This window comes from Radiobacillus sp. PE A8.2 (genome assembly GCF_045635475.1).
GTDB lineage: Bacteria > Bacillota > Bacilli > Bacillales > Amphibacillaceae > JBJGXI01.
Genome location: NZ_JBJGXI010000008.1, coordinates 28284 through 54097 on the forward strand (window position 1 = coordinate 28284; position 25814 = coordinate 54097).

A 25814-nucleotide genomic window follows, 5' to 3' on the forward strand; every position below is an offset into this window, starting at 1 on the left:
TACATGAAAAAGGTAGGATTTTTTCAGTCGATCACATTAAAGTTCATTGTTATTCTAATTTTACTACTTCTTCTAGCTATACAAGTAATAGGATATTATTTTGTGCAAGAGTTAGAAGAAAGCCTAGTAGAAAACTTTAATACCAGCCTTGAGGACCGTCTAGAAGATCTTACTTACTATTTAAATGATACCTTTAAAAAAGAGCGAAGTGAGGAAGATCCAACCTTAGAGGATGAAGTAGAAAAGATATTAGATTTATATGACAGTGATCTTTATACAGAGCTTCAAGTCATTGATAAGCAATCTCGTATAATCGGGGCAAATAATGATGATAGTCAATTAGGAAGACGTGTCATTGAAGATATTGACGTAACAAGAGCGATAACTTTCGGATACGAACCGAAGCCTAAGACCTATTTAGATCGATATACACAAAAGCGTATGCTCGTTCGAATCATCCCACTTTACAATGAGGATGAAGTAGTTGGTGTCGTTCGGGTAAAAGCTTCAATGGAAGAAATTTATACACAAGTAAAAAGTATAACTAAAATATTCCTAAATGGTACGTTATTAGCTATAGCTGTATCCGTTATTGTTGGTATTTTAGTTGCCAGAACAATTACAAAGCCAATTACAGAGATGCGTAAACAGGCAAAAATTATGTCAACTGGAGATTTTTCACAAAAGGTTAATGTATACGGCTATGATGAAATTGGGCAGTTGGCCACTACCTTTAATGAAATGAATGACAAGATTAAACAAGCGCATCTGACAACAGAAGGTGAGCGGAGAAAGCTTAGTTCTGTATTATCTAACATGTCTGATGGTGTTATAGCTACAGATGAAACCGGTGCAATTACTTTGATGAATAAACCAGCTACCAATTTGATTGGTAAGAGCTTCGAAGAAATTAAAGGGAAGCAATTAATAGAAGTGTTGCAAATAGATAATAAAGTCGTTGATCTTATTGAGATCCAGGAAACAGGTTCTGTAATCATTGATTTTAGTGATGAAGAGCAATTTTTCTTAGTAAAAGCAAACTTCTCTATCGTTCAAGACGAAAATGAAATGATCACAGGATTCATCACGGTTATTAGTGATGTTACGGAACAAGAACAGGTAGAAAAAGAGAGACGTGAATTTGTATCTAATGTATCACATGAATTAAGAACGCCATTAACGACGATGCGGAGTTATTTAGAAGCATTAACAGATGGTGCTTGGAAAGATGAGGAGATCGCTCCAAGATTTATGGAAGTAACGCAAAACGAAACAGAACGAATGATTCGGCTTGTAAATGATCTATTACAGTTATCTAAAATGGAAAATAAAGACCATATGCTATATAAAGAAAGAGTAAATATGGTTCCTTATTTACACCACTTAATCGATCGTTTTGAAATAAACAAGACAGAACACATTAGCTTTGTACGTCAATTGCCAAATGAAAATGTATTTATACGATTAGATAAAGATAAAATTACGCAAGTCGTTGATAATATTCTTTCTAATGCAATCAAGTATTCTCCAGAAGGTGGAAAGATATCAATTAAAGTTATTAAGGATAAGCATAAGCTTGTGGTTAGTATTTCTGATGAAGGCATGGGGATTGCCAGAGAAAAGCTGGACAAGATATTTGATCGTTTTTACCGAGCAGATAAAGCAAGGTCTAGAAATTTAGGTGGAACTGGTTTGGGATTAGCCATTGCTAAAGAAATTGTTGACGCTCACCACGGACAGATTTGGGCAGATAGTAAGGAAGGTAAAGGAACTACTATTTTCTTTACGTTACCGCTTATGAATAAAAAGCGGAGGGATAAAGCATGAAAATAGAAACGTTAAAATCAATTGTTTTAGTTTTCTTAATTACACTTAGCCTGACACTGACCTTAGGTATATGGAATTATCAGCCAAATGCAAGTCTAGAAGATAGTGATGATAATACAATCGAAGCTAAAATCGGTGGTATTCAAGAGACGAAGAAAAGCATTATTGAACCTTCACAGATGATATATCACATAAATGGAAATCATCAAGGGCTTAAAGATAATCAAATAGAAGATTCTCTATATAAAGAGTTACAGAGTTCGTCAATATATGATTTTAGAAGCATGAATGAAGTAGACAAGATAGGTCCCGAGCAGTCAAATCAATATGTTGAAATAGTATTTCCTACGGCGCTTCCTACAGATGTTATTCAAGATATATTTTCGACAAACGAAGATATTACAATCCCAGGTAAACAGTTTGATCGAATGTACATTATTCTAGATGAAGATCAATCAGAGGAACAAATTCAGTTTGTTAATACCCAAAGTCAAAGCAATATTATAGCTAATATACAGAACTTTCCAGAAGAAAGAGATCAGATTATAAAGTACTATAATTCCAATAATCAATTAATTGATTATCTAGCTTTTAATGGTTTTAATGATATTCCCATCTATGTGCCTAGGGAATCGATTACTTTGGAACGGCATCCATTTCAAGCTAAACAGATTGCAACGAATCCATTAAGAAATGAATTATTCACTAATCCATCTGCAGTTCGCAGTAACAATGAAGATATCTTTGGTCCTGGAGAGCTACTAACCGATGGACAAAGGAAAATGTTCGTCTCAAAAAATTACTATATGGAGTTTACTGATCCAATACAAACAGAAGGTGAACGCGTCACTGGGAGAGATCTGATCACTAATACGTTGGCGTTTATTAATAATCACGATGGTTGGACAACCGAAAAAGAGGATGAGTATATTTTATACGATCTTAATCTTTTGACGAATACAGTTAGATATCGACTAGTCTATGGAGGATATCCTGTCTTAGAAAATGATCAGTTATCCACGATAACTGTGAGCATGAGTAGTCAAAATGTTTCACAGTACTATCGTCCTTTGATCCAGTTACAAGGTCCACCTTTATATGGACAGCAAGTAACGATGCCGTCTGGAGAACAAGTGATAAATGAGATTAACCGTAATCGACAATTTTCATCTCAAGTTATAAGAGATATTAAGATTGGGTATAGAATTGAGGAGCAACAAGGCGCACAATATGTTTTCACCCTAATACCAGCATGGTTTGTGAAAGATGGCCTAGGCTGGAGTGAATTAACATTTGAAGAGATTCCTGTAGAAGGAGGCGAAGGTAATGCAGTGGGGGCAGATTAAAACACTTTTTATCCTTTGTTTCCTTATTCTTGATATTTTTTTAATACAGCAGTTTTTAGTTAGTAGGGAACCAGATATACCTTATTTACCGGAATCAACTGTGGAGGAAATTGTAAAAACAAATATCAAAGGCGTTGAAGATATCCCTACTGAAACAACCCAAGCATCATACTTATATGCTTCAAGGAAACAGTTTACAGAAGAAGAAAAGGCAATGGTCAGTAGTTTTACAAACCAAGAAACAGAAATAGTGAACAACAATTTGATTGTATCCTTGTTTAAAGAACCGCTTGCATATAATCAAGACAATCCATCGGATATTCTTCCAAACTATGTGCTATATAGTGATCAATATGTATATTGGGGAAAAAATGATGCATCTAATACGTTAATTTATTTTCAAAAGAGTGATGACAAGCCGATTTACTATAATAGCGGTGGTATCTTGCTTATCTTCTTAAATGAAGAAGGAGAAATGGTTCAGTACGTGCAAACCATGTTAACGAAGGAAGAAGATGAAGAAGATCAATATGACCTTATTAACGCGTTTGATGCAGTAACGTACTTATATCGTTCTAATTCTTTAATTGAAGAAGATGAAATCACGGATTATCGAATTGGTTATCACACGGTTATTCCACTTTATGATGGTGTACAAGTGTTTGCCCCTGCGTGGAAAATTACCGTTAATGGACAAAAAAATTATATTGTTAATGCAATTGAAGGTCACTCTTATCCGAAGACGGATAATGTGTTCATAAGTGAAACAATTGATGAGTTTTTACAAGTGATGGAAGAAAAACAAGAACCAAGTAGCCTTTTAAGTAAAACAATAAATAGACTAACGACAATTATGGAATCAGATTAATGGAGTGGAGAAACATGAGTTTACGTTTTAGCGTACTAGCTTCAGGTAGTTCCGGGAACGCATTTTATATAGAAACAGAAAAAGAACGAATATTAGTTGATGCAGGATTAAGCGGGAAAGAGTTAGAACGGCTATTTTCAGAAGCACAGCTTGATGCCAAAAATATATCGAAAATTTTAGTAACCCATGAGCATAGTGACCATATAAAGGGATTAGGTATTTTAGCAAGAAAATATAAATTACCGATCTATGCCAATGAAAAGACGTGGAAGGCGATGGGGACTAGTATTGGGAAGCTAGAGCTTGATCAAAAATTCACTTTTAATATGGATGAAGTAAAAACTTTTAACGATCTTGATGTCCAATCGTTTGGTGTATCCCATGATGCAGCTGAACCAATGTTTTACACCTTTCATCACGAAGGTAAAAAAGTGGCATTAGTAACAGACCTTGGGTATGTGTCAGAACGGATTAAAAAAACGGTTGAGAACGCAGATGCCTATATATTTGAATCAAATCATGATGTATCAATGCTTCGCATGGGTCGTTATCCTTGGAGTGTAAAACGAAGAATATTAGGAGACTCTGGTCACGTATCAAATGAAGACTGTGCAATAGCATTAGGTGAAATCATTGGAAATCAAACAAAGCGTATTTATTTAGCCCACTTAAGCAAAGATAACAATATGAAAGATTTGGCGAGGATGTCAGTTGCAAACTACTTAAATGAGAGCGGATTTGCCATTGGCGAAAAAGTAGAGCTCCATGATACAGACCCTCATGCACCGACGCCATTATATGAAGTGGGTTAAATCCGCCATTTACGTATTTCTCACGTCCTTGCCGCGATGAAAGGATGGGTTAGATTTCCATGGGATATTATGATGCGCATTATCGAAAACATCGTAAGAAACGCTCAGGTCTATTGAATTTGTTCATGGGTACTATAATTGGGGGCATATTGGTATTGGTGTTGTTTCCTACTTTTAGAGAAGCGAATTTCTTGCAGGAGGATGCTTCAGAACCTATCAGCACAACGGACAATAATGACTGGAACAACAGGGAATATAGCAATAATAATGCGATTCAGAATCTAAGTGTCAATGTATCAAGTCAAATAACCGATATCGTAGGTAATGTCGCTCCGTCCGTTGTTGGTGTAGTCAATATTCAGTCACAATCTAATTATTGGCTGGAGCACGAGACTAGCCAAGCGGGTACAGGCTCAGGCGTTATTTATAAGCGAACAGATGGGACAGCCTACGTTGTTACGAATCACCATGTCATTTCAGGCGCGGATGAGGTGGAAGTGGTTCTGTCTAATGGTACTCATGTCCAAGCAGAACTACTTGGCAGTGACTTATTCACAGATTTAGCAGTGCTGGAAATGGACAGTGCACAAGTGCAACACGTTATTGATATTGGAAACTCCAATAATGTGAAAGTGGGCGAACCAGCGATTGCAATCGGTAGCCCTTTGGGATTGTACTTATCAGGTTCGGTTACCCAAGGGATCATTAGTGGAAAACAACGTGCGATACCACAGGATTTTGATATGGATGGTAGAGCAGACTGGCAAGCCGAAGTTATTCAGACAGACGCAGCTATCAATCCTGGCAATAGTGGTGGAGCATTAATTAATATGGATGGGCAATTAATCGGTATTAATTCAATGAAAATCGCACAGTCGGCTGTTGAAGGAATAGGGTTTGCAATTCCGATTAATGATGCGATCCCGATCATCGAACAATTGGAACAATATCATAAGGTAACTCGTGCATATTTAGGTGTGGAGTCCTATTCGATTGATGAACTACCTACAGTGGAGTGGCAACGAACCTTGCTATTACCTAAAACTGTAGAAAGTGGTATTTACTTACGAAGCATTGAACCAATGTCCCCTGCCGATCGTGCAGGATTACAAGAATTTGATGTGATTACACATCTAGATGGCGTGCCTATGATCGACATTATTAGCTTGCGAAAGCATCTCTATCAAGAAAAGCAGCCAGGAGACGAGATGTCGGTCACATACTACCGTGACGGAGAAAAACGTGAAACGACAATTACGTTGGCGGCACAGGAGTATTAGGATTAAGTGGGTTGGACAAGGGAAAGTCCAACCTTTTTTATGAAGCCCGCCTAAAGAGGGTAAACATCATAAAATTATGCACAACCTGTGGATAAATATGAGGATAACTATCTATATGTGGTGGCGAACGTGTATTCTTGCAACAAATAACGACAATGGATTGTGGATATGTGGATGGAAACCGGGGATAACTTGTTCATATTACGGGATAACCTGTGAATAATAGTGATTTTTATCAATATGGGTATAAGTATGTGGATAAATGAGCAGTTTTTTGACATAAGTTAAATAGGACAGATACAATATTTATAATAAATAAAAGCGAATCAAGTTGAGGAGGAGACGATCCGTGTACAAGGAGCCGATATTTTTACAACCTGTATTTCAGGAAAGAATCTGGGGTGGCCAAAAACTACATACTGAATTTGGATACGATATTCCGTATACACATACTGGAGAAGCGTGGGTGATTTCAGCGCATCCTAATGGTCCAAGCGAAATTAAAAATGGTCCATTAAAAGGGAAGACGTTAATTGATGCTTGGAACGAACACGGTGAACTGTTTGGTAGAGATGCGGCATCTGATGAAGAGTATCCGCTGTTAGTAAAAATTCTAGATGCAGATAAAGATCTTTCTGTTCAAGTCCATCCGGATGATACATACGCTCGTGAAGTAGAGGGGCAACCTTACGGAAAAACCGAATGCTGGTATGTGGTCAGCGCCGATGAAGATGCCGAAATTATCTTTGGTCATCATGCAAATTCTAGAGAAGAATTACAAAAGATGGTGGATGAAGGTAAATGGGATAGTTTACTACGAAAAGTAAACGTACAAGCTGGTGATTTTGTTTATGTTCCAAGTGGTACGATTCATGCGATTGGTAAAGGAATTGTGATTTTAGAAACACAGCAGAGCTCAGATATTACCTACCGCGTGTATGATTACGATCGTACAGATGATAATGGAAACACACGTGAATTACATTTAGAATCATCGATTGCCGTAACGACTGTGCCACATCAAGCGGTAGACATTGATGAGCAGGTAACTTACGTAGATGATTTGATTGTGAAGAGACTAGTAAAAGAAACATATTTTACTGTTTACCATTGTGAGTTAAGCGGACAAGCGGTACAAAAGCTGGACAATAAATTCTTGCAAGTCAGTGTCCTTGATGGAAGTGCGGAACTAAAAGTTGGTGAGGATACGTATTCGATAGAAAAAGGAGACCACTTTATCCTTCCTACTACAATCGACAGCTATACGTTATCTGGAAATGCTACGTTTATTGCATCGCATACTTAAAATAAAAAAAGATAACCCTCAGCAGGAATACGTTGCTGAGGGTTATTAATTATCCTTTTAGAATGTTATTAATAGTTTGTAGCTCTTTTTCAGTAAATGTAGCATGATCAAATGCCTTTATATTTTCCTCGATTTGTTGGACCTTACTTGCCCCAATTAGTGCGGAAACTACTGATTTTTCCTGAAGTACCCAGACAAGTGCCATTTGTGCCAAGGACTGGCCACGTTCATTAGCAACTTCATTCAACTTTTGCACCTTACTAATCTTTTCAGGTGAGATATCGTTTTCACTTAATGATTTGATATATTGCTTTGCTGCACGAGAATCTTTTGGAATACCATTTAGATATTTGTTTGTAAGCAAGCCTTGTGCAAGTGGAACAAATGCAATGCAGCCAGCACCCTCACGCTCAAGTACATCCGTAAGGCCATCTTCCACCCAACGATCAAGCATAGAATAACGTGCTTGATGAATAATGAATGGTGTCCCTTGATGTTTTAAGATCTTAATTGCCTTCTCGGTATCTTCCGCACCATAATTAGAAATACCTACATATAGTGCTTTGCCTTGTCGTACGATTAAATCAAGCGCAGCCATTGTCTCTTCTAACGGCGTTTCTGGATCTGGACGGTGATGATAAAAAATATCTACATAATCTAATCCCATCCGATTTAAACTTTGATCCAGACTGGACACTAAATATTTCTTTGAACCCCAATCGCCATATGGACCAGGCCACATCGTATAGCCTGCCTTCGTTGAAATAATCATCTCATCACGGTAGCCTTGAAAATCTTTCTTTAATATATGACCAAAGTTTTCTTCCGCAGATCCAGGTGGAGGACCATAGTTGTTCGCAAGGTCAAAATGGGTGATTCCTAAATCAAAAGCGCGTTTTAACATATTTCTTTGGTTTTCAAAACTGTCTTCACCGCCAAAGTTGTTCCAAAGTCCGAGTGATATAGCAGGCAGCTTAACACCTGAATGCCCACAACGATTATAAGGAATAGTTTCATATCTGGTTTCACTAGGTACGTAACTCATAGCATGATACCTCCTGAATTTATGTAAGATTTAATTGTTCTTGTTTATACTTCGATGGATACCAGGAATTATCCTTTATTTAAATGATTATTAATTGAGGATGTCTAGCTCCGAGCGCCAGAAACTAGGCGACTTCACGAATCGCCTTACGATAAGTCATCATTGATTCGCGAGCTCATCATGATTCCTTTATCTCAGTCGATTCGCTCCAGTCGCTACGTTTCTCAGGCGGCGCTCTGTGCTTTTCTTAGTTAATACTTTCTCCCTAGTAGTAATAAAATGAATAACATAACGATATCTAATCTTGCTTTAAATAAGAAAACGAAGAGCCCTTGATGTAATTCAGGTACTTTATTTAACAAAAGAGCAGCGATAATAATGACAAGTAAAGGTATAGTTGCTTGTTTTACATAGTAATCTAAAACAATCATCCCACCGCAAACAATTTCCGTGACAGCAACGATTAGTACGATAAGCTCTGCAGAAGGTATTCCCATAGATGTAAACGCCGCATTAAAATCTGATAAAAACTTCATTAGTCCAGATATGATGAACACATAACCGGTAAGATAGCGAAGTATACGCATCGTTGATATACTTTTCAATACAATCAGCCTCCTAAGGTGTTTGTATTATACGTATGCTAACAATTGGACAGCCTAGACCAATTTTTTAACATCCCCAGGAGGCGAATTAAGATATGCTTAAAACAATATTTAAATTTAGTAACCTACTTCAACAGAAGCAATCACAATATACATTAGATCGTTTTTATCCTCTTTGTCTTCAAGAATAATCCCGCTCGATGTAGCCATACCGCCATCGATCACTTCAACCGTAACCGTACCATAAGGTATTTCCGCTTTAACCTGCTCTTGATCCAATTTTTCTTTATCCAATGGCACAGCTAATTTCACATTCACATACATGTTATCTAATGATTTGTCAGGCAAATAGTTTTCAATTCCTGGCATTGAATTTGAATGAATCGCATTCTGCACTGCGCGTACTGCTGCCTTCGTCACGTTCTGACCATGCACATCAATGCCCATTCCAGTTTCAACAAAAATAATTCGTTCCATTATATAACCTCCTAATACATAGTTTGTACAATAAAACTGATTCCCTAATAACAGTAGGTGAAAACTAAGCGTAAATCAATGAAGTAATCGTGTTATATTTGGTAAACTTAAGATAGACATAATTACAGAAGGGAAATACCCATGAAAATTTCAATTATTTCTGTAGGAAAGCTGAAAGAAAAATACTTAAAACAAGGCATACAAGAATACACGAAGCGGCTTGGAGCATATGCAACGATTGATCTAATTGAAGTAGCTGATGAAAAAGCACCTGAAAACCTGAGTGAAGCAGACATGGTGGAGGTCAAGCGCAAGGAAGGAGCAAGAATCCTCTCAAAAATTTCCCCAGACACCTACGTTATTTCCCTGGAAATAAACGGGGAAATGTTAACTTCAGAAAAGTTCGCGCAAAAGCTGGATCAATTAGCGTTACATGGTAAAAGTAAAATTGCATTGGTGATCGGTGGGTCGTTAGGGTTGAGTGATGAAGTGAGTGGGCGTAGTGATTATGCGTTGTCGTTTTCTAAAATGACATTTCCACATCAGTTGATGAGGTTAGTTTTGTTGGAGCAGGTGTATCGGGCGTTTCGGATTAATCGGGGGGAACCGTATCATAAGTAGGGGTCAAGTTTTACTTGACAACTGCAAAAGATGGTAAAAATCATAAGACAAAACACTACAACCTAGAAGTGAATATCGCGGCTATCGTAGTTGAGAGCCACTAAAAGTAAAAGGAATTTTAAAAGAGAGATAGAGCCACAGCAGATGCTTAGAATCGGATTGTCGGTGTTATAGTACTTAGCAGGTGTGCCTATTTGGAATTATTTAAGACATACCTGCGATTGTTTTCAACACGGAAAAAAGTGAAGGCAATGGTGTCAGTCAATTGTATTTTCACTGTTTATGGCATAACAAGGGGCGTAGATCTTCATTACGCAGCTACTAGCTCAATTTGTCCGCAATACTGAGCGTATCGGTACACCTAATAGGTCTACCCTTATATTTAGCAAAAGGTTGTGTGTATTTGCTAACAGCCTATCGATATAATAGAAAGCTGGGAGATTTTTGAAAGAAACAAAACGTCTTATAATAAGAGAAATGGTGCAGTCCGATTATGATGCATTGTGCAGAATATTGTGTGATGAGGAAGTAATGCGTGCTGCTTATGAAAGTGCATTCAACTTAGAAGAAGCACAAAATTGGCTTAACAGACATCTTAAAAGATATGAAGAGTATGGTTTTGGACTTTGGGCTGTTGTATTAAAAGAAACAAACGAAATGATTGGTCAATGTGGCCTGACAATGCAAGACTGGAGAGAAGAAGAAATTTTGGAAATAGGATTTTTGTTTCAAAAAGCGTATTGGCATAAAGGTTACGCAACAGAAGCGGCAATTGCCTGCAAGGAATACGCTTTCTCAGTTCTTAATGCAAATAAGGTTTTTTCTATTATTAGGGACACAAATATAGCCTCTCAAAAAGTTGCTGTTCGAAACGGTATGAATATTATTGATAAAGATACTAAGAGTTTTAGGAATATAGATATGGAATTTTTTCTGTATGCTGTAGAGAGAACAAAATGAACATAATACAAAGTAATAACAATTGATAATCTAATATGAGTGACCCCACGATTTGGGCACTAATTGGTGTTACCTTTGAAGTACCAGGGTCTAACCCACCAAATAGACAATTGTCCACGAGATGTGTCACTGACCCCTGCTTTTCCAATGACAATAAGACTTAATAATGCGACCAATTAATATAAATTTATTCGCACTGCCACTTTAAGAGTTGGATAGCGTTACGTTTGTTTTTTTTGGGGGAAAGATTGAGGGCATTGTATGTAAAGCGTATTTGGATGAATCACTTCACATCATAAACGCTGTCGTTCCAATGGTTTATTCTGCAATGCAACGGGAAAATGAGTACTATCCTATCATCGGAGGTGTTAATATGCCTTGGGATACACAAGATTTCCCAGACTCTTTGAAAAACTTGCAACCCCCTATTAAGAAGAAAGCAATCGATATCGCTAATGCGATGGTTGAGGAAGGTTATGATGAAAATAGAGCAATTCCCATCGCGATAAGTCAAGCAAAAGAATGGTATGAAAACGCAAGTGAAAAAGAGAAAAATAAGATTATTCAAGAGAGCGACGCGGATCTCAAGTCTCATGACAGTCATAATAGTGCTCGCCCGGAGCTTATTCAAAACAATGAGCATGTTGTTGCACATGAAAACGGTTGGGCTGTACAGGTGGAAAATGCAAAACAGCCTTCGGAAGTGTTTGCAAACAAGCGAGATGCAGTCAGTCGGGCTCGTTACATTGCAAAAAATAAAAAAACCAACTTAATTATTCATAAAAAAGACGGAACAATACAAGAAAAAATCTCATATTAGAGTCAGTTCATAATTACCTTATCCAGCCATTCATATCCGCATAGATTATGGAGGCGGATTGGACATGAAAAATGTGAGTTGCAGGGGTCACATCACCAAATGGACAGTTGTCCACAAGATGGGACTACCCCCCTGCTTTACTGGCACAAAACCCCAATGATCAACATGCTGTTACTTTGCGGGGGAAAGTTACAAATATAGAGTCCCAGTTTGAAAAAGAATTATCCAAAGCGAAAGAATTATTAATAGAAACAGAGCAAGAGGAATGGGAAAGCTCGTTGAAAACGATAAAATAAAATCCAGCTATAATAGTTATAAATTAGTAAACCTCACAAACGCTGTTTACCAACGTTTGTGAGGACTTTTATTTATAAAAAAATAAGAGTAAATTTAAGACCCCAGATCCTTCTGAACCTATCCTAACCATTATCATAGACCTATTGTAAACGCATACATATAATGCTAAAATGAGAAGAAAATAAAATTTATCAGAATTTGTAGAAACCTAGAATAGTTCCAACCTTAGAATTGCCAACTTAGAAGAGGTGTGAAGTGTAAGTCATATATACATGATACGGTAGTAAAACAAGAGGACGAATCTGGTGATTTTCATTAAATAATACAACAGAACCGTCCCCATGTACAGAAAAGGGGAATGGAAATGAACGATGCACTTAGAGCGAGGGAGAAGTATGCTTACACTGGTGGGCTACTTGGACAAAATATCCTTTACAATTTTATGGCCATGTATATCATGTTCTTCTTTACGGATCTTCTTGGCATATCGCCAGCCATCGCTACTATCATTGTAGTAGTAGCCAGCTTGTGGGATGCAGTGAATGACCCGCTAATGGGGATGATTGCGGATAAAACACGAACAAGGTGGGGGAAGTTTAGGCCGTATCTTATTTTTGGTCCGATCGTGTTGGCTGCCACCACCATTTTATGTTTTATCAATTTTAACCTTAGCAGTACAGCGATGATTGTGTTGGTTGCAGGGTGTTACATACTTTGGGGCATGGCCTATACGCTATGCGATATTCCTATTTGGGCGATCTCTTCTGTTGTTTCTAAATATTCGAATGAAAAAAATAAAATGGTCATGCTAGGTAAAATCGGAGGAACAGTAGGAACCGCACTTGCCACAGTAGGTAGTATTATGGTCATCAATGCTTTTGGTGGAGAACGTTTATCCTCTGCCTTCACGATAACTGCAGTGATCATCGCCTCTATCGCTGCACTAATGATGATGACTACTGGACTCACGTTACGAGAGAGAATCCTTCCTGATAAGGTAGTCATTCCGATGCGCAAAAATTTCCAGACCATCACAAAGAACAAGCCACTGATGTGGTTAATGGTTGCACTTTTAATTGTGAATCTCGTCAATGGCATTCGTCAAAGTGCACAAATGTATTTCGTGGTCTATGTATGGGGAGATTCGAGTCAACTTACGAACGTAGGTATTAGCTTGATTGTTGGTATGATCCTTGGGATGGCGTTATCCCCAAAGTTAATGGAAAAGTTCGATAAGCGAAAGTTGTTCATTGCCACCTGCTTGTTCGGAAGTATATTTAGTGCTATCCCATTTTTTGTTGGTGGTGAAAATATTTTGTTTGGCCTCATATTTCTTGGTTTAAGTTTTGCTTTCACTGGGATTACATCGATTGTGACTGTGTCGATGCTTATTGATGCAATCGATTATTCCGAATACAAGCTCGGCTTCCGTGGCGAAGGATTAGTCTTCTCCACCAATACATTTTTAACCAAATTGAGTAGTACCGTTGCAAAGGGTATCCTCGGTATTGGCCTGATTCTGATGAATTATACGGAAGGCCAGACGGTAACAGCAACGACTACGGCTGGATTCAGCGCGATGATGTATTTGGTTCCGGCTATTGCTTTTCTGATCACGATGATCCCGCTCTACTTTTATAAAATAACGGAAGAGGAAAGACAACAAATTAAGTCTGGCTTATTAGAAAAATACGAACATGTAGAATTAGAAAGGAGCATCTAACATGGAGAACATCGATATCACCGCTTTACTTAAAGTACCTTCTGTGGAGGAATGTAAGAAAGTATTATGCATCCAACCCCACCCGGATGATAATGAGATAGGAATGGGGGCTATCATTGCGAAACTAGCTCAAGCAGGTTGCGAGATTCATTACCTTACCATTACAGACGGTAGGCTGGGGAACACAGGCACATCTCATACACCGGACCAATTGGCGTTCGAGCGTAAACGAGAAGCAGAGGCAGCCGGCCGGTTACTGGGGGCAGAAAAGTTCTTCTGGTTAGGTTATAAGGATGGTAGCCTTAATGACATTCCGACTTTAGCGAGCGGGATTGGAGAGGTCATTCGTCGTGAACAATATGACACCGTTTTTTGTCCGGATCCTTGGCTTGCCTATGAATCTCACTATGATCATATCGTAACAGGACAGGCTAGTGCCCAAGCGGCCATTAGCTGTGCACTAAAAGATTATCCAGAGGGCACAAAAACGGATCCTTGCCAGCTCCGTGCAGTAGGATTTTATTTTACAGAAGCACCTAACGCAATCGTAGACGTTACTGAATTTTTTGATGTTAAATTTGAGGCAATGGCTCTGCATAAAACACAAATGAACGAGCAACTACTTGCCCTGTATCGTAAGTATTTCACCTTACGCGGCACCCAGTTATCACAGGATGAAAAGAAAATAGGAGAAGGGGTGAAAATGCTGCAACCACTGCATTTGCATTGTTTTCCAGAAGCAAAAGATATTCAGTAGAGAGTGATGCATTTTCGAAGTGCCACCCACTTAGCTCTTGGAGTCTAGCAAACTGGGAATAATAGATGAGGGGATACATATGAAAAAGATTAGCTTAGTCGTGTTACGTGTTGTGCTATCTGTCGTCGCATTGCTCTTTATTGTTTTTGGAATCCTAGGAATCCGAGACCATTTATGGCATCTGTTAATCGTTGGTGTTATCACTCTTTTTATCACTATTTTCTGGAATGTATTCAAAAGTCGTTCAGACAAAACAGGAATTTCTCCGCTATGGAAAAAATGTAGAAGTTTGATCGTAGGGATTTTAATTGCATATGCCTTGATCGACGTAGGACTTATTACTGCGGGAGTGGTAGCAGCCCAATCTGATTTTTCTGAGGATGAGAATTTGACAGTAGTGGTTCTGGGAACAGATGTTGATGGCGATCAACCAGGTGATTTGTTGAAACCAAGGTTGGACACAGCAGCAACGTATTTAAAAGAGCATCCTGAATCAAAGGTAATCGTCACAGGTAAGGGACGTGGGGAGTACACCGAAGCGGAAGTAATGCATCAATACCTTGTTAAAGTAGGAATCGGAGCAGAACGTATTTATCAAGAGGACCGTGCACAAAGCACAAAAGAAAACTTTATCTTTTCTAAAGAAATCATCCAAGCAGAAAACTTTTCGGAGCAGATCCTATCCGTAACGAACAACTATCACCAGATGCGCGCGTCTATGTATGCAGAACAGAATGGAATTAACGTGAAGACATTATCAGCACCAACCACCTGGTACATGCTGTTTCCACTTTCAGAAAGAGAACGTTATATCATTTTGACAGAATGGTTGGGCTTAACTCCTGATTTAGTGAATAAGTATCAGGAAATATAGGAACTTATCGGCTTTTTCAATTCATGTGAGCATGATTTAGATTATAACTTCATTGATGCCAAGTGTGTACAAGAGTCAGCACGAGGTGGCTCGCACTAATTTTTTTATACATAGATGTTTTCACGATTTGACTATCACTGTTTTTTTGCTACCGTTTTCCATTAATTATTATAATGGAAACAGAGTTTTAAAGGAGGAAGTATAGGGCCTTTGAGTATCAAGTAGCAAAAAACTGTTCGGATGAGAAATTTATTAAGAATAATAATTTGAAAGCAATAATTACTTGGGGTAGGAATTAAGAAATTAGTTTAACTGTATTATAATTTAAAAGGCTGTGAGCAATTGCGCACAACCTTTATAGAACATGTATCTTTAATTAATTTGATCAATACTACCTGAAGATATGTCTGTAAAGTTTACTAAATCAAAATTATCCTCGTATCTAACATAGTTATTAAAGAAATTCACATCTATGCCAGTTATTCTGTGGAAAAATGGAATTTCTACTTTCCAATCCTTTTCGATCATCTCATAAATATCTATGATTTCCCTTTTAGCAACTAGATCAATCATTGATTTAATTTTTTGTGGCTTTTGTATTTGTAGAATTTCATCTAATGGCTCACTTTTCAAATAAGCTTTTCGATGAAGAGCGGCATAGTAATTTCGATGTTTTTTTGCATCTAATATACCTAAATTTGCTGCTCGATAGCCGAGAACTTGCAATGATGTTTTCCATTTCTTTTTTATATCAATATATGCGTCAGGATTGGTTACAGAAGCAACAGTTTTCAAATCTTCTAGAAATGACTCATCAGGTAATAGGAACGCACCAGCAAACAGATTAGCTTCATTCTCTATGTTTTTGTGTTCTGTGCGATTCAAATTTGTAAATTCAACTTTAAAGTGAAATAACAAATGCCCGAGTTCATGCGCTAGATCGAAATTTCGGCGTACAGCTGAACGCTTCATATTGCCTAATATAATAAACGGACGGTCTTTTTTAGTCCATAAACTATAAGCATCAATTTCATCACCAATGGCTTTTTCAAAAATAAAGATACCACTTTTTTCTAATAAGAACATTAAATTGTCATTTGTGTAATTATTAAGACCTAAGCTTTCTCGTGCAAGTTTGGCCACGGTATTTATTTGTATTTTTCTATCATCGTTAGCGTTATTTAAATAGTTTATAACTTCATCTCTTAATTGAATTATTTTTTGTGTTGGAAGTGTTAAGTTAGCTGTTAAATAGTTAACAAAACTATCTAAATATTCAACATGCTTTGCTTCTGCTTGTGTTTTAGAAATGACATTCATTACCTTAGAACGATAGGCAATGTTCATAAAGGGTATATTTTCATTTTCAAAGTAGCGCTTTAGTACATCCTGTTTATAAAAATATTTACTCTTCACATTGAAGATGGATTTTAAATCATTTACAATTTGCATTTTGGGTGTCGTGTAATTATTCTCATATTGCCAAACTGCTTGTTCTGTTACATGTAGCATTTCAGAGAGCTGTTTGCGTGAATATCCATGTAGGATACGAAGATTAGTTAAATTTTCACCAATAAACATAACGCTCCCCCTTATCTATGAAGGTCTAATTAGTTTCTTTATCCTTATCTTCGAAGATTCCTATGTCGAAAGCTGCAGGGTCAATTATACCATGATCTTGTTCTGGTGCAATCACTTCTCGTTCTTCATCTGTTAGCTCTGAATTAGAGATGTACTCCGAAAGATTTTCAATTCTATATGCTATATTGTTGGCTGGGTTAGGCAAATAATGCATAATTTCCGAAATCTGATATGCATCATCAATTTTGTAAGTGAGGATATGGAATTCATCATAATCTGATTGAAATAGTTCAATCTCGTCTTTAATTTGTTCTTCCGTAACAAATAGGGAAAGTTGCTCACTTGGTTCACTAGAGTGTTGGATTGAAGTAGGAGATAGAAAATCAAGACTTTGATTTATTTTAGAAAGCTCATGGAGATATGTTCTTGTATGTCCTTTGTTTATATTATTAGGTAATACTGCCTGTGAAAAGCAATTTTCATTAAAATATGCAGCATTTTTAATAAGGAAAAGCTTCTTGGTTTCACCATGAATGAATTGTAAGTAATCCCATGTTAGTCCAGCCTTTGACCTTTTATAAGATAGATTTAATTCAGGGCTGATTTCCGCAATCTTACTCTCAATGAAATTACCTTTAGTCCACGCGAAAGCAGAACTAATTGTCATTTTCTCATGACGATCTTTACGATGCTCGATGTAATCTCGATAACCTTCTACGATTGCGTTAACAATCATTTCACTATCATTCGGATTAAATTTATATTTTTCCATATCTACCACTCCTAACAAACTTTTCTTGGTATCATTTTACATTAAATAGAGTGGGAAATATATGATTTTTTTGTTTTTTTTTAAAGTTTTAATGATAAATGTCTATTGATTTATAGTATTGCTTTTAAAAATAATATAATTTCATTTCCTAATAATGATTGAGAGGTTAAATTTATTTGTGTTTTTCAATTCATTATTTTAAGAAAATCACCAGTTTTTCTTAATCAATATTAACAACTATACAAATTTACAGTATATTAAATTGTAATTAGCTTATGGGATCGCGTGTTTGCCGCGCGTACTTATTTCAGTAGAGAGGTTTGGACGAAAATATGTGTTGATGAAAATTGTTCAAATTGTATGATATACAGAACATCTATCTTGCACTCAATGTGTAAAAACAGCAGTGGGTGTAAAGTAATTAGAAATATTTTTTGGAGTCTTTGATAAAAAAGAAAATCCATGTCGCTATAAGAATCATGATTCAAAAGATATTTGGGTTTATGACATATCGTTTAAAAATCCCTTCGAAATTACGAAGGGATTTTTAAACAACTGCATATTAACAAAATCGAAATCTAATCTTTTATATACTGCTCATACCCATTTTCAGCTACTGCTTTGATTGCATACTCAGGGCCGTCTGTAATTAGGTACCATGAACTCAATTTTTCATGAATTTCAAACACCGATGCTTCTTCTCCATTTACAATAATATGGTCAAATCCATCTGGCACAGCCCCACAATATAACGCATTGGTCGTACCCAAAACTTGCCATTCCTTTTCACAAGTAGTTCCCATTCCACGTTCCCACTTATTGTCGATTTTTTCAAAGTAAGCTAGACTAGGAGATGTCACGTTATCTTCACTCCCTTTATATGTGGTGTAAAAAGCTACGCCATCATTTTCATTTTCCACAAGGTCAATAATGTTGACCCCATCAACGCCTGCTTCAATTCTTTCTTGTATAACTGCTTCCTCAAAAGCATTATCATTTTGTCCTTGAGAAGAACAACCTACTATTGTGAATAGGATACATACAAAAAACGTAATTCCTAGCATTTTTTTCACACTATTCCTCCTCTTGTTTATCAAGCTATGAACAGTATAGCGTTACTTTTCCTAATTGATGAGTATACCCTGGTATACAAACGTAGTAAGACTGGCAGCTTAAATCAGGATGTAATTTATAAGTTGAAAATGACCTCTTTAGATCAGGGGTCATTATATTGACATTATATAAAAGACTCAGTTATTTAATTTTCGTTAACACACACCAATCTTTGAAATAAAATAAAATCCGAGCCCCCACTAACGTTTTATAGCCACAAAAAATGCTAGAATTAAGCCTAGACTTCCTAACGTTTCCATATAGCGATCGTAAGTTGAAGTAGCTTCGATGTAGACCAAGGGGTATATAAGCAAGGTCCAATCAAGGAGGAACTCTATAGTGGATAAGCGATTCGGATGGGCATATATAGGAAGTGGTGGGATAGCAAGAAAAACTGCTAGTCAAATACTTGCTACAAATAATCATAAAATAGTTTCCGTGTGGTCTAATCGAAAAGAAAATGCAGATGATTTTGCTAAGAAATATAATTGTTTAGCATTTGAAAGTATGGAAGATGCTGTGCAACAACAAGGGGTAGAAGGTGTGTACATTGCAACACCGCATACCGTACATTTTGAAAATGCGATGACAGCATTAAAGTGTCAAAAACCTGTGTTGATTGAAAAGTCGATTACTGTGAATGCAAAAGAGTTAAGGGAGCTATTAGCATACGCGAACAAAAACAATTTGTATGTAGGTGAAGCAATGTGGACGAAATTCAATCCATTAGCTAAATTTATTAAGGATTATGTGAGTTCTGGGAATATAGGCGATGTTTTAGAATTAGAGGCGAGTTTTTGTATTTGGTTTCCACGTAATAAAAGGCTAAATAGGCCTGAATATGGAGGAGGCGCTCTACTAGACCTAGGAGTTTACCCGATTACATATAGTCATATGTTGTTAGGAAAACCAACTAAGATTAATGCCAAAACTAAATTAAATAAATTCGGTGTTGATGGTGATGATCAAATTAAACTTACCAATAAAAATGGTTCCGTAAGCAATTTATCAACCTCGATTTCAAAATATAGAAGTATAAATGCTAACATAGTAGGAAGTAAGGGGAAAATCAAGATACCTAATTTCTTTTTTGGCAACAAAGCATTGATAAATGCCGATGGCAAAAAGTCTGTTTTCAAAACAGACCACAGTTATACGTATCAATTTGATAAAGTTGCAGCAGATATTAGGCTAGGAAAATTAGAAAGTGAAGAAGTACAACATAAAGATAGTCTTGAAATAATCGAAATAATGGATGATTGCCGAGAACAATTTGGCGTGTATTATGAAAACGATAGACACTAAAAGCTGCCCAACTGATTGTTTATCCTTTGTTTCTAAGGCATTGGAAGGACTTCTTACTTTTTTACTGACAATAAATAGTTTATAATTATCAAATAATAGTAGCTGTTTTATTTTTAAAATAATTATAATAGAATTATGATAGGCTTATAATAGAGATATAAAAGGTATGTTCCAAGGTGGCACCTTAACGAACTGACACCTGAGTAGGAGTGCCTAATCTTTTTTTGCAAAAATTAGGGGATAAGGAAGGTTATAATGAGTAATGAACTGAACAAAACAGACGTAATCCTAATTGGTGCCGGAGTTATGAGCGTCACTTTGGGATCTTTATTGAAAGAACTAGCGCCATCCATGGACATCAAAGTATTTGAGAAGCTCGGCAAAGCAGGAGAAGAAAGTTCTAACGAATGGAACAATGCTGGTACAGGGCATTCGGCACTGTGCGAGCTTAACTATACATCCGAAAAACCTGATGGATCTATAGATTGCAGTAAAGCAATAAAAGTGAATGAACAGTTTCAAGTTTCAAAACAGTTTTGGTCTTTTCTTGTAAATAGAAAGCTTATTAGTAATCCGCAAGATTTTATCATGCCAATACCTCATATGAGCTTAGTGCAAGGGGAGCAAAATGTAACGTTTTTAAAGAAACGTTTTGAAGCGTTATCAAATAACCCATTGTTTCAGGGGATGGAATATTCAGATGACCTTGAAAAACTGAAAGAATGGATTCCGCTGGTCACGGAAGGTCGTACATCCGAAGAACCGATAGCAGCAACGAAGATCGATTCTGGAACTGACGTTAATTTTGGTGCGCTAACACGAAAGTTGTTTGATCACTTAAAGAATGAAAACGTCGATATCAGATATAAACATACCGTAAAAAATATGAAGCAAACGAGTGACGGATCTTGGGAATTAAAAGTACAAAATGATAGCGGTAACGTTGAACGTCATCGTGCAAAATTCGTCTTTATCGGAGGCGGAGGAGGAAGCATCCATTTACTGCAGAAAACCGGTATTCCTGAATCAAAACAGATTGGAGGATTCCCGGTCAGTGGATTATTTATGGTCTGCAACAATCCTGAGGTTGTAGCGCAGCATCATGGAAAAGTATACGGTAAAGCCAAGGTTGGGGCTCCGCCAATGTCTGTTCCGCATTTGGATACTCGTTTTATCGATAATGAAAAATCGCTGCTATTTGGACCGTTTGCTGGCTTCTCACCAAAATTTTTAAAAACAGGATCTTTATTTGATCTAATCACTTCTGTCAAACCAAACAATCTTTTTACGATGTTGGCGGCAGGTGCGAAAAATATGTCCCTGACTAAATATCTGATTCAGCAAGTCATGTTATCGAAAGAAAAGCGCATGGAAGAGTTACGCGAGTTTATCCCAAACGCTAAGAGTGAGGAATGGGATTTAGTAGTCGCAGGACAACGTGTACAAGTGATTAAAGATACGGTAGAAGGCGGCAAAGGAACACTACAATTTGGTACGGAAGTGGTTACTTCTGCTGATGGCTCTATCGCAGCTTTACTCGGTGCTTCTCCTGGTGCATCAACCGCTGTTCACGTTATGCTTGAAGTTATTGCAAAATGCTTCCCAGACCGTATTGACGAGTGGGAACCAAAAATCAAAGAAATGATTCCTTCGTATGGGAAATCACTCATGGATAACCCAGAGCTTTTGCAGGAAATTCAACAATCAACTGCAGATACACTAGGTTTAAGTGAAAAAGAGCAGGTTAGTTCATAATAGAGAAATGTGTAAATCAAAGAACCTTTAATCTAATTTAGATTAAAGGTTCTTGCTCTAGTTTATAGAGTATTATTTGTAAGGGAGAAAATCAGATGGAATGGACAAAAGCAAATTTCCTTTTGACAACCGATAACCAGAAAATAGACGTAAATCAAGTTTATGATTTATTAAAAGACACGTACTGGGCAAAAGACCGTCCCAAATACATAGTAGAAGAAACAGTGAAAAACTCATTGTGCTTCGGTATTGTTAAGGAACAAGAACTGGTAGGCTTTGCTCGAGTGATTACCGATAAAGTTGCTTTTACGTGGCTGTTAGACGTGATTATTAAAGACACGTACCGAGGCGAAGGCCTTGGTAAATGGTTGATGCAATGTATCATGGAACATCCTGATATTATCCACACCTCCATAGGACTGGCAACAAAAGATGCGCATGGGTTATATGAGCAATACGGTTTTAAAGTAGAAGATATGATGATTCGGCGACGGAAGAAGTATCCGGAGAAGAACAGCATAGTGTGAGAGGTGTAGTTTTCATCCTGACTTTCTGACTGTGGTTACTATAAAATGAACATGAATCAACGTACACGTTAACTGCACTATTAGTAGTGCGGTTTTATTTATGGGAATAACCAAACTCATACAGGATAAACTAAAAAAAAGTGCAAAATGGGAGGAAAAAATGACAATTGTACGTCTCGGCTATGTTGCCATGAGCATGGAGTTAACAAATGCTTCTCCTTCACAGACATTGACATATGACAGGTTTCAGAAGATTACAGACAGAGAAGCAGCACTCCGTAAATTGGAGCGGATTTCATTATCAAATCTACATAATACATTAAGAATTCTAAAGCATAATGTAGCTTCTGAGGTGTATTTTTATCGGTTAACTTCTCGCTTGATTCCGCTGGCGAATCATCAGGAATTACTTGATTGGGATTATATGAAACCTTTACGTGAAGCGTTGAGTGAAATTGGCGATTTTGTTAAGCGTCATAACATAAGAGTTGGTTTTCATCCCGATCATTTCGTTTTAATTAATTCGCCTAAAACAGATGTTTTAAAAAATTCGATCATGACGTTAAAAATGCACTACTTACTATTAAAAGGTATGGGAATAGACCCGACACATCGATGTGTCATGCATGTGGGTGGAAATTACAAGGAGACAGAAAAATCACTAGAACGTTTTATCGATAACTGGATGGTTGTTCCAAGAGCGATACAAAAAACAATCATACTTGAAAACGATGATACATCTTTTACCCTAGAGGATACGCTTTTCTTATGCGAAAAATTAGGTATTCCACTCGTATTTGATTACCATCATCACCTTGTTCATCACAACAATGCTAATTGGGAAGAAAATTGGGATCGTGTAGTGCAAACATGGAGCCATTCTCCACTACCGATAAAAATGCATATTTCAAGCCCAAAAAGTAAACAAGCGATTCGGCATCATGCAGATCATATTGATATAAATATGTTTTTCGATTTTTTAAAAGAGATTAAAGGTAGTGTGCCTCAAATCGATTGCATGATTGAAGCAAAGAAGAAAGACGAGGCACTAGTGAAACTAATGGAAGAAGTGAAAAATAGGGACGACATTGAAGTTATTAATGGATCTTCTTTTCACTTAAAATAATAGCAGGAATTGATGGAAGGAGAGTCAGCTGAACATGCTAACTCTCCTTCTTATCGTATAATAGATCAAATATTCCCTATTGACATTAACGCGACGTGAATGTGTACGATTACTATATCAGGAGGTGGCATCATGGAATATACAGTGCAGAAGCTAGCAGAGATCGCGGGTATAAGTAGAAGAACGTTGAGATATTATGATGAAATTGGAATTCTTAAGCCGGCAAGAATCAATTCATCAGGATATCGAATCTATGGTCAAAAAGAGGTGGACCGATTGCAGCACATCCTATTTTATAAAGAGTTAGGCATAAAATTGGAAGAGATCAATGAAATCGTAACAGCACCTACTTTTGATGAGGCAGCGGCACTGAGAAAACACCGTGAGAAGCTTCTTGAGAAAAAAGAACAATTAAACCTGTTAATTGCCAATGTGAACAAGACAATTGCGTCAAAGGAAAGGAGTATTATTATGCAAAATGAAGAAAAGTTTGCAGGCTTTAAGAAAAAGAAAATTGAGGAAAATGAACAGAAGTTTGGCGAAGAAATTCGGGCGAAATATGGTGATGAAACTGTTAATAGATCTAACAATAAAATGAAAAATATGACTCAAGTTGAATATGAGGAATTCACCCGGCTCGAAAATGAAATAATGCTAACACTTGGCACAGCAATCGAAACAGGGGATCCTGCAAGTGAGATAGCACAAAAGACAGCTGATTTGCATCGACAATGGTTAAGTTTTTCCTGGGACAAATATTCTAAAGAAGCACATGCAGGATTGGCTCAAATGTATGTTGATGATGAGCGGTTTACCGCATATTATGACAAACAGCGACCAGGTATGGCGGCATTCTTACGGGATGCGATTTTAATTTATACAGAATTGGATAAAAAAAATTAGAACAACGTGCAAGATGAGGATACCGTATTTATATGAGTGTGTTACTCGTTAAATGTGCGGAGACCAAGACAGTTATTTGGTCTCCGCACATAATATAATTAACCGTTATCGCTATGCTGCTTACTAGGCAATTGTTGATTAGGATGTCCTTTACCTTGGCGCTTTTTGTTACGTTTAGCTTTTTCTTGGTTTTCCTGTAATTTCTGTACATATTCATGTGTATCCATAATATTTCTCCTTTTGCTGTTTAGGTTACTTCTTAATAAACATCTGTACCCACTGATGACCAGACTTCTCATATCCAACACCGATATGTGTAAAGTTGCCGTCTAAAATGTTAGCACGGTGACCTTCACTATTCATCCAAGCGTTTACAACTTCTTCAGGTGTAGGTTGACCTTGAGCAATGTTCTCAGCTGCGGATGTATATGTGATTCCGAAATCCCGCATCATATCAAATGGTGAACCATAGGTTGGACTAGTGTGTGAAAAATATTCTTTTGCATTCATGTCTTTTGCTTTAGCATCTGCTACATTATTTAGATCAGGATAGCCCTGTAATGGAGATAGCCCTTGTTTCTGTCTTTCCGCATTCGTTAACTTAATAACTTCTGATACAAAGGCACTCATATTCTGATTACCTTTGTTGTTTTGTTGTGTCTCAGTTTGTGCTGGCTGCTTTTCTGCTTGCGGTTGTGCACCCTGGTTATTTTGTGTCTCTGTTTGTTGTTGCTGTTGTTGTGGATTATTGTTCGCTTGTCCACTAGGTGCTTGTTGTGCACCTTGATTATATTGCATGTTGCCCTGTTGTGAATTTTGTCCCTGTTGCCCCTGTTGGTTTTTACCGATAATCGTTCTAAATTCATATCTAGCTTCTTGGGTCTTAATCGGCTGCGTATGTGGATAATTCTCACTATCGGTATCTGTCCTTAGGCTGGAAACAGTGTCGTTATTGTCATTCATATTGTTGTCCATTGCTTGGTCATTATTGTTGCAGGCTGTCAGTGTTAAAGCAATTATGCTTATTGCAATAATCCAAAGCTTTTTCATGTAAAAAACCACCTTTTGTTTTTCTTTTTAGCTTTTCTTGTTTTTCAGAAATTAAATATGGTAA

At 37.1% G+C, this 25814-nt stretch carries 26 protein-coding genes; 18 read left to right on the forward strand and 8 right to left on the reverse strand.

Annotated features, from left to right (window positions below; translation table 11 throughout):
* Positions 1 to 3 precede the first annotated feature (3 nt).
* From walK to manA, 6 genes are all read left to right on the forward strand, one after another.
* Positions 4 to 1827, forward strand: coding sequence for a cell wall metabolism sensor histidine kinase WalK (walK, locus tag ACI6MV_RS06310; RefSeq protein ID WP_407269405.1), 1824 nt, complete (start codon positions 4 to 6; stop codon positions 1825 to 1827).
* A complete protein-coding gene (locus ACI6MV_RS06315; RefSeq protein WP_407269406.1) occupies positions 1824 to 3173 on the forward strand; it encodes a YycH family regulatory protein in 1350 nt (449 codons plus the stop codon). Before walK ends, ACI6MV_RS06315 begins: the two co-directional genes overlap by 4 nt.
* Complete coding sequence (locus tag ACI6MV_RS06320; protein WP_407269407.1) at positions 3154 to 4041, forward strand: two-component system regulatory protein YycI; 888 nt, start codon at positions 3154 to 3156, stop codon at positions 4039 to 4041. Before ACI6MV_RS06315 ends, ACI6MV_RS06320 begins: the two co-directional genes overlap by 20 nt.
* A gap of 14 nt (positions 4042 to 4055) precedes the next feature.
* Positions 4056 to 4853, forward strand: a complete 798-nt coding sequence (locus tag ACI6MV_RS06325; RefSeq protein ID WP_407269408.1) for an MBL fold metallo-hydrolase — start codon at positions 4056 to 4058, stop codon at positions 4851 to 4853.
* A gap of 59 nt (positions 4854 to 4912) precedes the next feature.
* Positions 4913 to 6133 carry a S1C family serine protease gene (locus ACI6MV_RS06330; RefSeq protein WP_407269409.1) on the forward strand — a complete coding sequence of 407 codons (1221 nt, stop codon included), beginning with the start codon at positions 4913 to 4915 and terminating at the stop codon, positions 6131 to 6133.
* 349 nt (positions 6134 to 6482) lie between these two features.
* A complete protein-coding gene (manA, locus tag ACI6MV_RS06335) occupies positions 6483 to 7439 on the forward strand; it encodes a mannose-6-phosphate isomerase, class I (protein ID WP_407269410.1) in 957 nt (318 codons plus the stop codon).
* Positions 7440 to 7488: 49 nt separating this feature from the next.
* Here the strand turns inward: manA and mgrA are convergent, their stop codons facing one another.
* The 3 genes from mgrA to ACI6MV_RS06350 all read right to left on the reverse strand — a co-directional run bounded on the left by mgrA (position 7489) and on the right by ACI6MV_RS06350 (position 9566).
* On the reverse strand, positions 7489 to 8484 hold the full coding sequence (gene mgrA / locus ACI6MV_RS06340) for an L-glyceraldehyde 3-phosphate reductase (RefSeq protein WP_407269411.1): 996 nt from the start codon (positions 8482 to 8484) through the stop codon (positions 7489 to 7491).
* A gap of 251 nt (positions 8485 to 8735) precedes the next feature.
* Positions 8736 to 9089 carry a DoxX family protein gene (locus tag ACI6MV_RS06345; protein ID WP_407269412.1) on the reverse strand — a complete coding sequence of 118 codons (354 nt, stop codon included), beginning with the start codon at positions 9087 to 9089 and terminating at the stop codon, positions 8736 to 8738.
* 117 nt (positions 9090 to 9206) lie between these two features.
* Entirely contained in the window at positions 9207 to 9566 is a 360-nt protein-coding gene (locus tag ACI6MV_RS06350) for a Lin0512 family protein (protein ID WP_407269413.1), read from the reverse strand.
* A gap of 141 nt (positions 9567 to 9707) precedes the next feature.
* On the opposite strand from ACI6MV_RS06350, the gene rlmH reads away from it, so the two are divergent.
* The 7 genes from rlmH to ACI6MV_RS06385 all read left to right on the forward strand — a co-directional run bounded on the left by rlmH (position 9708) and on the right by ACI6MV_RS06385 (position 15618).
* Positions 9708 to 10187, forward strand: a complete 480-nt coding sequence (gene rlmH, locus ACI6MV_RS06355) for a 23S rRNA (pseudouridine(1915)-N(3))-methyltransferase RlmH (RefSeq protein ID WP_407269414.1) — start codon at positions 9708 to 9710, stop codon at positions 10185 to 10187.
* A gap of 444 nt (positions 10188 to 10631) precedes the next feature.
* The gene (locus ACI6MV_RS06360; RefSeq protein ID WP_407269415.1) at positions 10632 to 11147 is read left to right on the forward strand and encodes a GNAT family N-acetyltransferase; all 516 of its coding nucleotides are present in this window, start codon (positions 10632 to 10634) and stop codon (positions 11145 to 11147) included.
* 373 nt (positions 11148 to 11520) lie between these two features.
* Complete coding sequence (locus ACI6MV_RS06365) at positions 11521 to 11967, forward strand: DUF2188 domain-containing protein (protein WP_407269485.1); 447 nt, start codon at positions 11521 to 11523, stop codon at positions 11965 to 11967.
* Positions 11968 to 12074: 107 nt separating this feature from the next.
* Positions 12075 to 12263 carry a hypothetical protein gene (locus ACI6MV_RS06370; RefSeq protein ID WP_407269416.1) on the forward strand — a complete coding sequence of 63 codons (189 nt, stop codon included), beginning with the start codon at positions 12075 to 12077 and terminating at the stop codon, positions 12261 to 12263.
* 365 nt (positions 12264 to 12628) lie between these two features.
* Positions 12629 to 13987, forward strand: a complete 1359-nt coding sequence (locus tag ACI6MV_RS06375; protein WP_407269417.1) for an MFS transporter — start codon at positions 12629 to 12631, stop codon at positions 13985 to 13987.
* 1 nt (position 13988) lies between these two features.
* Positions 13989 to 14744: a PIG-L deacetylase family protein gene (locus ACI6MV_RS06380; protein WP_407269418.1), complete on the forward strand. Its 756-nt coding sequence runs from the start codon at positions 13989 to 13991 to the stop codon at positions 14742 to 14744.
* A 79-nt stretch (positions 14745 to 14823) separates the two neighbouring features.
* On the forward strand, positions 14824 to 15618 hold the full coding sequence (locus tag ACI6MV_RS06385; protein WP_407269419.1) for a YdcF family protein: 795 nt from the start codon (positions 14824 to 14826) through the stop codon (positions 15616 to 15618).
* Positions 15619 to 15990: 372 nt separating this feature from the next.
* On the opposite strand, the gene ACI6MV_RS06390 is transcribed toward ACI6MV_RS06385, so the two are convergent.
* From ACI6MV_RS06390 to ACI6MV_RS06400, 3 genes are all read right to left on the reverse strand, one after another.
* On the reverse strand, positions 15991 to 17199 hold the full coding sequence (locus ACI6MV_RS06390) for a spr1629 family repressor/antitoxin (RefSeq protein WP_407269420.1): 1209 nt from the start codon (positions 17197 to 17199) through the stop codon (positions 15991 to 15993).
* Between the two features lie 25 nt (positions 17200 to 17224).
* The gene (locus ACI6MV_RS06395) at positions 17225 to 17971 is read right to left on the reverse strand and encodes a spr1630 family ClpXP-sensitive toxin (RefSeq protein WP_407269421.1); all 747 of its coding nucleotides are present in this window, start codon (positions 17969 to 17971) and stop codon (positions 17225 to 17227) included.
* A gap of 578 nt (positions 17972 to 18549) precedes the next feature.
* Positions 18550 to 19044 carry a hypothetical protein gene (locus ACI6MV_RS06400; protein WP_407269422.1) on the reverse strand — a complete coding sequence of 165 codons (495 nt, stop codon included), beginning with the start codon at positions 19042 to 19044 and terminating at the stop codon, positions 18550 to 18552.
* Between the two features lie 379 nt (positions 19045 to 19423).
* Here ACI6MV_RS06400 and ACI6MV_RS06405 point away from each other — a divergent pair, with 379 nt between their 5' ends.
* The 5 genes from ACI6MV_RS06405 to ACI6MV_RS06425 all read left to right on the forward strand — a co-directional run bounded on the left by ACI6MV_RS06405 (position 19424) and on the right by ACI6MV_RS06425 (position 24700).
* Positions 19424 to 20389, forward strand: coding sequence for a Gfo/Idh/MocA family protein (locus ACI6MV_RS06405; RefSeq protein ID WP_407269423.1), 966 nt, complete (start codon positions 19424 to 19426; stop codon positions 20387 to 20389).
* Between the two features lie 255 nt (positions 20390 to 20644).
* The gene (locus ACI6MV_RS06410) at positions 20645 to 22144 is read left to right on the forward strand and encodes a malate:quinone oxidoreductase (RefSeq protein ID WP_407269424.1); all 1500 of its coding nucleotides are present in this window, start codon (positions 20645 to 20647) and stop codon (positions 22142 to 22144) included.
* A 95-nt stretch (positions 22145 to 22239) separates the two neighbouring features.
* The gene (locus ACI6MV_RS06415) at positions 22240 to 22671 is read left to right on the forward strand and encodes a GNAT family N-acetyltransferase (RefSeq protein WP_407269425.1); all 432 of its coding nucleotides are present in this window, start codon (positions 22240 to 22242) and stop codon (positions 22669 to 22671) included.
* Positions 22672 to 22831: 160 nt separating this feature from the next.
* Positions 22832 to 23797, forward strand: coding sequence for a UV DNA damage repair endonuclease UvsE (gene uvsE / locus ACI6MV_RS06420; protein WP_407269426.1), 966 nt, complete (start codon positions 22832 to 22834; stop codon positions 23795 to 23797).
* Between the two features lie 132 nt (positions 23798 to 23929).
* Entirely contained in the window at positions 23930 to 24700 is a 771-nt protein-coding gene (locus tag ACI6MV_RS06425) for a MerR family transcriptional regulator (RefSeq protein WP_407269427.1), read from the forward strand.
* A 98-nt stretch (positions 24701 to 24798) separates the two neighbouring features.
* On the opposite strand, the gene ACI6MV_RS06430 is transcribed toward ACI6MV_RS06425, so the two are convergent.
* Entirely contained in the window at positions 24799 to 24927 is a 129-nt protein-coding gene (locus tag ACI6MV_RS06430; protein ID WP_407269428.1) for a DUF4023 domain-containing protein, read from the reverse strand.
* Between the two features lie 25 nt (positions 24928 to 24952).
* Complete coding sequence (locus ACI6MV_RS06435) at positions 24953 to 25750, reverse strand: CAP domain-containing protein (RefSeq protein ID WP_407269429.1); 798 nt, start codon at positions 25748 to 25750, stop codon at positions 24953 to 24955.
* Positions 25751 to 25814: the final 64 nt, after the last annotated feature.